Raw genomic sequence first — 7,871 nt, 5'->3', positions numbered from 1 at the left:
TCTGATTTTTCGCTCATCTGACTACATTACCATATTTCTCGGCTCTCACTCTCACTATTTTTTACCTGAATCCTTACCCATGAGGTAGCCGCGATCGCCAAAGATTACCCTGAGCTAGTCAACTCTGTTTCAGAATTTTTCTAGCCAGTTACGATCGCCAATCGGGAGTAAAAATCGACTTCGATCGCGCGATGCGACACAACACATTGAGCCGATAAATTATCCAATCTTGTGACAACTATAATCAGAATGTTTTTTAATTAAGTAAATCTCCATGATTAAACGTAAGAGACAGATGGCTACAAGGCTTCCTTCTTCTTTCTTCCTTCTGCTTATTACCGATTGCTTGACGGCACCTGATGTAAATAAAATTCTAAATCAGTTGAATTTATAAGTTGTATCTCAACCGACATACGGTCAAAAAAATATTAAGATTTCCCCAAGTTCAAGAAAATTAAATTATTTCAGGTACTTATTTCTGTTTGCAAAACGGAATATGTCGCAACTAACTAGAGCAATCAATCTACAACAAGTGATGTACATTTAGGTGCGTGCCATTCGTTGTTAAGCCCAGGAATTTTATAGAGAACTCAAGCAATTAACATCGTAAATTTAATGATCCTAATAGTCTGTGGCTTAAGCCCTGTAGGTAAGGTGTGCAGTGCACACCCTAAAGATAAAGTTGGTGCCGAAGTCGTATAAATGTTAAATTAAGGAAAGCCTTGGTAGAGTAGCCCTTAATTTTTGATTTATGAATTTACCTAATTTGATTACTTTTTCTCGCTTGCTGGGAGTACCTTTTCTGCTCTACGGTTTGTACGACCCAAGCGCGCAAAGCCGCTGGATTTGCACCGCGATTTTTGTGGTAGCTGCGGCTACTGATTGGCTGGACGGCTATTTGGCTAGGAAGCTGAATCAAATTACCGATTTGGGTAAGTTTCTCGATCCTTTGGTGGATAAATTGTTGGTTCTCGCGCCGCTTTTAGTGTTGATTGAGTTGGGTAGAGTCCCGGCTTGGGGAGTGTTTTTGATTTTGGGCAGGGAGTTGACGATTGCGGGGTGGCGTGTTAATAAAACTACGATTTCTGGAGCTAATATTTGGGGCAAATTGAAGACGGTGAGTCAGATTGTGGCGATCGCACTTTTAATTGCTCCTCTGTCTGAAGCGTGGAATTTTCCCGCAGTAATTGCTTTTTGGGTTTCTGTGGCTTTAACTTTGATTTCTGGCGCTATTTATCTATGGCCGGAAAAGACTGCCGAGGAGAAGTAAATCGGTTTTATTTAAACCGCAGATGAACGCAGATTAACCCCGCTCAAAACTTCGATATATTTATAAGGACACGGCAATGCCGTGTCCTAGCCGTAGCTTAATAATGACTCCCAGATTTCCGGTAATGCACCGCTGTCACCCCGTCATTTTTCAGCAAATGACCGTTTTCAATCGCCGCATAAACTACCCAGTGATCGCCGCATTCCATCCGACTTATCACTTGGCATTCCAGATAAGCTAGAGCATCAGTCAAAACGAGACAGCCGTTGCTAGCTTCCATTGTTTCGACTCCCGCAAATCTGTCTTCTCCCGGAGCGAAGTTTTTCATGAAATACTTCCGCAACTGTCGCCCTTCTGCTAAGATGTTGAGCACAAATTTATCTCCGGCATACATCAAAGATTCGATCGATCGATCTTTGGCCACCGCAATCGTCACACCGGGCGGATTAAACGTTGCTTGCGACACCCAGGAAGCCAGCATCGCACTGGTGACATCCTCCCGCTTCGCCGAGACTACACACAGCGAACCAACGAGTCTCCCTACGGCTTGTTCAGTGCGATCGCTTCCTGCTGCTAACTGCGGTTTCGGTGCCCGCAATTTTTGCGATCGAATCAAAGCTTGAGCAAAATCCGTTCCCGCTTCTGTGCACTCGTGAATCGTCGCCGCCGTCGGCTTAAATTTGGCTCGAATCGGCTCAAATCCAATTCTATAGCCAGCATCTTTCAGCTTGTTTTCCACTAAGTCGATCGCCTCTCCACTCCAGCCAAAAGAACCGAAAACCCCCGCTAACTTGCTCTTAGTAGCGGTAGATAAAACAATTCCCAAAGCAGTTTGAATTTGCGTCGGAGCGTGTCCTGCTAGCGTGGGAGTTCCGATGATAAATCCCGCGCATTTTTCGATCGCCTCTTTAATTTCTCCGGGTTCGGCAAATTCGCAGTTGATACTTTCCACCGCAACGCCTGCTTTCGTAATTCCTTTGGCGATCGCCTGCGCTAAAGTCGCCGTATTTCCGTAAGCCGAAGCATAAATCAAAGCCACTGTCAAGTCTTTTGAATTTTGTTGCTGGCTCCATTCCCGATACAAATTGCTCAGTTCATTAAGGCCGTAACGGACGATCGGGCCGTGACCGGGAGCATAAAATGCTGTGGGTAAATCGGCGAATTTATCCATTGCGGCCAGCACTTGTTTTGCTTGAGATGCGTGCAGGGAATCGTAATAATAGCGCCGATCTTCGCTGTAAACGCTCCACCCTTCATCGAATACTTGATCCCCGCAAACGTGAGCTCCAAATAGTTTGTCCGTGAACACGATTCGAGTGTGCGGATCGTAGGTGCAAAGTTGGTCAGGCCAGCGGGGAGTCGGAGTCGCGATGAATTTTAAGGCGTGACCTTTTCCTAAGTTGAGAGTTTCTTCTCCCCGAACGATCAAAATGTTTAATTCTTGGTCGGGGAAAGCGGCTCGTAAACTAATTGCGGCGGGATTCGTGCAAACCAAAGCTACTTGAGGAGCTAATTCTACCAGAGCTTTAATTGTTACTGATCTGTTAGCATTGAAATGCCCCAAAATTATGTAATCCAGCTTGGTCAAGTCCACCCGTTGCTGTAAAAATTCCAGGTAATTTTGAGTAAAAGATTCCCCCGGCGGGTCGAACAAAGCAGTTTTGTCAGCTTTAATAATATAGCTATTTGCTGTCGTACCCTTTTGCAGCGAATACTCGACTTCAAATTTGAGTCGATCCCAAGTGCGTGATCGCACAATAAAAGTATCGAGTGCGATCGGGATAAACTGCACGTCGCGGGGTTTGACATCAGATGCGAGTCTATTAATCAAAGTGTTAGTCATTTATTGCACCTATGAGAAACTGAACTACAGAACTTCTTTTGATTTCGTGCCAAAACTTGGTATCTACAATGTCAAATCTTGCACCTCTACCCTGTAAATTGGTATCCAGATCAGTCAGAAATTCCCTGGTTTCTAAATCATCCCCAATTTGGATAAAGCTCACTCCAATTTCTTCATCTTTCTCTATTTTATTTGCCGCACTTACAATAATTTCGGCGACAGCAGCGACTTCTTGGGGTTTTTGATCGAGGACTGCAACAATTATTGCTCCTTTCTTCCCTTTGCCATCTGTTTTGTTTGCGAAATAATCGCTAAAACTTGCTTTCAGAGCTTCTTCCAAATTAGTTGCCGTCGGGCTTGCTGAATCCGGTTCCGTATTTTGTCGCTGCAAAATTTCAGCTAACCGGCCAACAGTTGAATTTTTATACTTCCACATAGGAGTAGAAGCTTCGTAAAGGGTGATGCCGTCGCTGTCAAATTCCTGACATTTTTTTGCTAAGTCAATCAGAGATGCCTGTGCTTCTACCCACTCCTCGTACCAAGGATGGTGAGGGTCTCGGCTGGCATCGCTTCTGGCAATAATAATTGTGTAATCTCGGTCTTCTAAAAGATTTGCAGGCATTGGCAATTCCTAAGAGTGAAAATGGAAAAGCAAAAAGTAAGAAAAGGCTTATGGCGCACCGTAAGTTTAGCTGCCGGTAAGATTCGCCATAAGCACCCTACGTTGAGAGTTTTTGCGTAGGTAAGATGCCGCATAAGCACCCGAAATTCCTACCTAATAATGATTTCCGACTTTTCGGTGGTGAACTGCCGGCAGTGCATCTGGATTGGAGACGCGGCCGCTATCGACGATCGCATATACGATATGATGATCCGAAAGTTCCATCCGGCTGACTACTTCGCATTCCATGTACGCCAAAGCCTCTGTCAGAATGGGAGAACCGTTGGTTGCTGGTTGAGTTTTAACTCCGGCAAATCGATCGGCACCAGGAGCAAAACGCTTTAAAAAGTGCCTCATCAAAGTTTGATAATTGCCTTCTTCGAGCACGTTGAGAACAAATTTATCTCCCGCGTGCATCATCGATTCAATAGCCCGATCCTTCGCAACTGCTATTGTTAAACCTAGCGGTTTAAAGCTAGCTTGAGTTACCCAAGAAGCTAGCATCGCACCGCTAACATCGCCTTTTTGGGCGGTAATGATGTACAGTCCGCCGCTGATTCGTCCCAAAGCTTTATCGAGGTCGCTGTCGAGGGATTTCATCTGTTTGACTGCTTTGTCCCGCGTCAGCCACTGTCCCAAGTCGGTGCCGGCTTCGTCGCAAAGTTGATAACTCGCTTCTGTCGGTGATTCTTTAATTAAAATGTTGGGAAATGCTTCTTTTAAACCCAACTCTTTGAACTTGTTTCTCAGCGGGTAAATAGATACGTCATCGCCGCCGCCAGATTCGCACAAACCGAAAGATTGTTTGTTGTTAGCTGCAACTAAAATTGTGTTGATTGCGGCTTCGGCATTCACAGCAGCAGTACCGCCACTCGGTGGCGAACAAATTACGATGCCGGCAGCATTACCGACAAGTTCCGCAACTTCTTGTAAGTCGGCGATTCTCAAGTCCATCATTTCCACAGCGACACCGGTTTTGGTGATACCGTGGGCGATCGCTTGGCTGAGCCGATCGCTAAATCCGTAGTCGGAAGTGTAAAATACCGCTACAGTGGTTTCTGCCTTAGCTTGCGCTTGGCTCCACTTTTTGTAGCGCCCGGTAAGTTCCACCACATTGTGCCGCAGCAGCGGGCCGTGACCGGTCGCAACTGTACCGATTTCTCCCAACTCTGCCATCCGCTTCATTGCAGCGAGTACCGATCGAGCATTGGGAGCCATCAAACACTCATAATAAAAGTGGTAATCTTCCTCAACTGCTGCTAAATCGTCATCGAAGGTGCTGTCGGAACAGTAGTGCATCCCGAAGGCGTCGCAGGTGAACAGCACTTGAGTTTTGCTGTCGTAGCTGAAAATAGTATCGGGCCAGTGCAAGTTCGGCGCCGATACGAATTCGATAATGTGGCCGTTTCCTAAATCTAGTTTGTCCCCGTTTTTTACTACCAATCGCTCAAATGGTTGGTGTACAAGGTTTTCTAAAAATTGAATTGCAACTTTCGCCCCCACGACAATCGCTTGGGGTGCCAGCGCCAGCACGTCTTTGACTAAACCGCTGTGGTCTGGCTCGGTGTGGCTGATAATTAGATAGTCAATCTCTTTGGGGTCAATTTCGCCCGTCAGAGTTTCCATGTATTGCTGGCGAAACTTCTCGTGCGAGGTATCGACGAGGGCGGTTTTTTCACCGCGAATGATGAATGAGTTGTAAGTTGTACCGTTTTTGAGCCCGAATTCGATGTCAAAGCGGTCTCTATCCCAGTCCAGGCATCGAATTGCCGTTGTGTCAGGGGCAATTTCGACTTTTTCCACCGTCAATCTGCGTTGGACTCGTTCAGTCAGCGCTACCATCAGTGCCTCCTTGTCTGTTACCCATTACCTTATTGTTTCCATTCTGACACGTTTCTTTTGTAAATCTTTATAAAATTTCTTATGAGGCTGTTAAGTATCCCAAAATTTATGGCGTAAGGCAGTTCGGCAACAAAGCACTGTACCGGATGTAACGGATTTGAGGAAGAAGGAAAATTCAATCAAATCAATTTTGTGCCTATAAACAGTTGACAATAAGCTTATCTCTGTGGTATGAAAACTGAGTTCAAGTGGTTCGGCGATCGCCTCCTTAGAAGACTATCAGTCAAATGCGATTCTCGATCGCGCGGCAATTTGGATTAGGGACAATAACTCGGCATTTAAGTCAACCTAATCAAACGTCAAATGCGATCGCGCTCTCTTATCCCGATGTGTTTAAGCAGTCGGGGATGTGGGGATAATGATAGAGTAAAAAAAATTCCACTCCACAAGCAAAAATCGACTCATATAGCAATCCTTGCAAGAGTCGTAAATTTTTTACCCCACCCCAACCCTCCCCGAAGCCGCTCTGAGGGATTAAGAAATTCACAGGGAGCATCTCAATGAAAGCAGCCAAGCTCGAAATTCGAGTTGGGAGGCAGGAGGCAGGAGGCAGAAGGAAAGAGGAAGAAGCAAGGAGCCAGAAGAAGTGTTTTTACCAATATGAGATGCTCCCAATTCACAAAAGATTGAGGATTTCTATAGAGGTAAAGCTACAGCATATTGCAGGTAAATAGAGTACACTTAAAAATAGTATATTAATAACAGTAATGAAACCATTACCGATCGAAGTTCGAGAAAAGGCGGTCAAAGCTGTGCCTGCAGGGCAACACATCATTTAGACAACTAGCGACCAGATTTGATGTCAGCAAATATAGTTGTTGAACGACTATTAAATCGCTACCAACTTACACGAGATATCCAACCACTTCGTCAATTTGGAAGTCTCTAAAGTAAGTTGAATGGATATTCAACTCAACTTCATGAACTGGTAGAAAAATATCCAGATAGCAGTTTGTCAGAATATTGTGAATACTGGGGAAATTTTTACGGACAATGGATAACTCCTAGTACCATGTGCCGAGAATTAAAAAGGCTGGGACTAACAAAAAAAAAGACGCTACGAAGCAGTCAAGCGGCGACAGACCCGGTGCAAAAATTAAGAGGAGAATACTGGGAAAAAGTGAAAATTTATATCTATAAAACCTGGTATTTATAGATGATATGGGGGTTTTACTTATTAAACAGGAATTATGCTAGCTCGCCTCATGGTACCAGAGTATCCGAACTAAAACCATTTTACAGAGGCGCAATAATTACAGCAATTGGAGCCATTAGTATTAAAAGAGTGATGACATTAATGATGATGAATGACTTAATGAATGGCAAGGGAGTTGAAGTATTTATCGAAAAGTTTTTATTCCCGTAACTGTGGGGAGCGGTAGTATTAATGGATAATTTACCAGCACATAAAATGGCTCCTATTGCACCTATCAGTGAAGCAGTTGGTGCAAGTATTATTAACTTATTACCGTATTCTCCTGATTTTAATTTCCATGAATTAGGGTGGTTTCCACTTAATTTTTTTCTACGTAGTTTTTTCTATTAACCCAAATAATTGATACATTAACTGCCGTCTCACTCGAATTAATAAGTCCTCAACATCTAAAAAACTGCTTTACTAAATGCTGCTAATGTCATCTATAAACTTGCAATCTACTGTATTAGTAGAGCAAGGATTCCTCGCTCTACTAACAGCCTTAAATCAGAGTAATTGCAGTCGATGCCGGAGCGCCGATCGAACCTGGACCAAAGCCCAAATTCACCACCCCACCAGTCAACTCAGGAAGATTGTTAATCGTCAGACTAACGGTAGTTTGACCGGGATTAAAGTTAACCGTGCCTCCAGTAGGACTCACAGGAAATGAACTGACAATGGTGTAGTCTACGTTGTTCATAGGTTGACGACCAGGATCAGCAATCAAATAGTCCACCGAAGCCGGAACCGAAGTATTGCCAGCCCGATTAATCGTAACAACTCCATAACCACCATCAATAATAGGATCGGGAGACGAACCGTAAAAGAAGGAAGTCGGAGCCACAGAACTAGGCACCGTGTAATTTGGTTGGGCGGACTGGAAGAGACTGCTAGCTGTCAGCGTCGGCGTCGCAGTTGGCGTTGTCCCAGTTGGCGCCACATCATTAATCGTCAAAATTGACGGATTACTGACATTGCCACCGAAGAGCACCAAATTCAC

At 44.5% G+C, this 7,871-nt stretch carries 5 protein-coding genes and 1 pseudogene; 2 read left to right on the top strand and 4 right to left on the bottom strand.

Annotated features, from left to right (window positions below; genetic code table 11):
- The first annotated feature begins 751 nt into the window (after positions 1 to 751).
- On the top strand, positions 752 to 1,270 hold the full coding sequence (gene pgsA / locus QUA47_RS18185; RefSeq protein WP_333431745.1) for a CDP-diacylglycerol--glycerol-3-phosphate 3-phosphatidyltransferase: 519 nt from the start codon (positions 752 to 754) through the stop codon (positions 1,268 to 1,270).
- 97 nt (positions 1,271 to 1,367) lie between these two features.
- Here the strand turns inward: pgsA and QUA47_RS18180 are convergent, their stop codons facing one another.
- From QUA47_RS18180 to QUA47_RS18170, 3 genes are all read right to left on the bottom strand, one after another.
- On the bottom strand, positions 1,368 to 3,113 hold the full coding sequence (locus tag QUA47_RS18180; protein WP_333431744.1) for a diflavin flavoprotein: 1,746 nt from the start codon (positions 3,111 to 3,113) through the stop codon (positions 1,368 to 1,370).
- Positions 3,106 to 3,735, bottom strand: a complete 630-nt coding sequence (locus QUA47_RS18175; protein ID WP_333220605.1) for a hypothetical protein — start codon at positions 3,733 to 3,735, stop codon at positions 3,106 to 3,108. The genes QUA47_RS18180 and QUA47_RS18175 overlap by 8 nt, the downstream gene beginning before the upstream one ends.
- A 153-nt stretch (positions 3,736 to 3,888) precedes the next feature.
- Positions 3,889 to 5,616, bottom strand: a complete 1,728-nt coding sequence (locus tag QUA47_RS18170) for a diflavin flavoprotein (RefSeq protein WP_333431743.1) — start codon at positions 5,614 to 5,616, stop codon at positions 3,889 to 3,891.
- Between the two features lie 560 nt (positions 5,617 to 6,176).
- On the opposite strand from QUA47_RS18170, the gene QUA47_RS18165 reads away from it, so the two are divergent.
- On the top strand, positions 6,177 to 6,350 hold the full coding sequence (locus QUA47_RS18165) for a hypothetical protein (protein WP_333431742.1): 174 nt from the start codon (positions 6,177 to 6,179) through the stop codon (positions 6,348 to 6,350).
- Between the two features lie 1,023 nt (positions 6,351 to 7,373).
- Here the strand turns inward: QUA47_RS18165 and QUA47_RS18160 are convergent.
- A pseudogene (locus tag QUA47_RS18160) lies at positions 7,374 to 7,871 on the bottom strand (hypothetical protein); the annotation flags it as partial.

Origin of the sequence: Microcoleus sp. MON2_D5 (genome assembly GCF_036701905.1) — a bacterium.
Classification (GTDB): domain Bacteria; phylum Cyanobacteriota; class Cyanobacteriia; order Cyanobacteriales; family Microcoleaceae; genus Microcoleus.
The sequence above is the reverse complement of the archived record's forward strand: the minus strand, read 5'-3'. Positions and strand labels throughout refer to the sequence as shown.

Bases quoted from the DNA above. Each gene is read 5' to 3' on its own strand.
- pgsA (WP_333431745.1), top strand. From the start codon at position 752: ATGAATTTACCTAATTTGATTACTTTTTCTCGCTTGCTGGGAGTACCT.
- QUA47_RS18180 (WP_333431744.1), bottom strand. From the start codon at position 3,113: ATGACTAACACTTTGATTAATAGACTCGCATCTGATGTCAAACCCCGC.
- QUA47_RS18175 (WP_333220605.1), bottom strand. From the start codon at position 3,735: ATGCCTGCAAATCTTTTAGAAGACCGAGATTACACAATTATTATTGCC.
- QUA47_RS18170 (WP_333431743.1), bottom strand. From the start codon at position 5,616: ATGGTAGCGCTGACTGAACGAGTCCAACGCAGATTGACGGTGGAAAAA.
- QUA47_RS18165 (WP_333431742.1), top strand. From the start codon at position 6,177: ATGAAAGCAGCCAAGCTCGAAATTCGAGTTGGGAGGCAGGAGGCAGGA.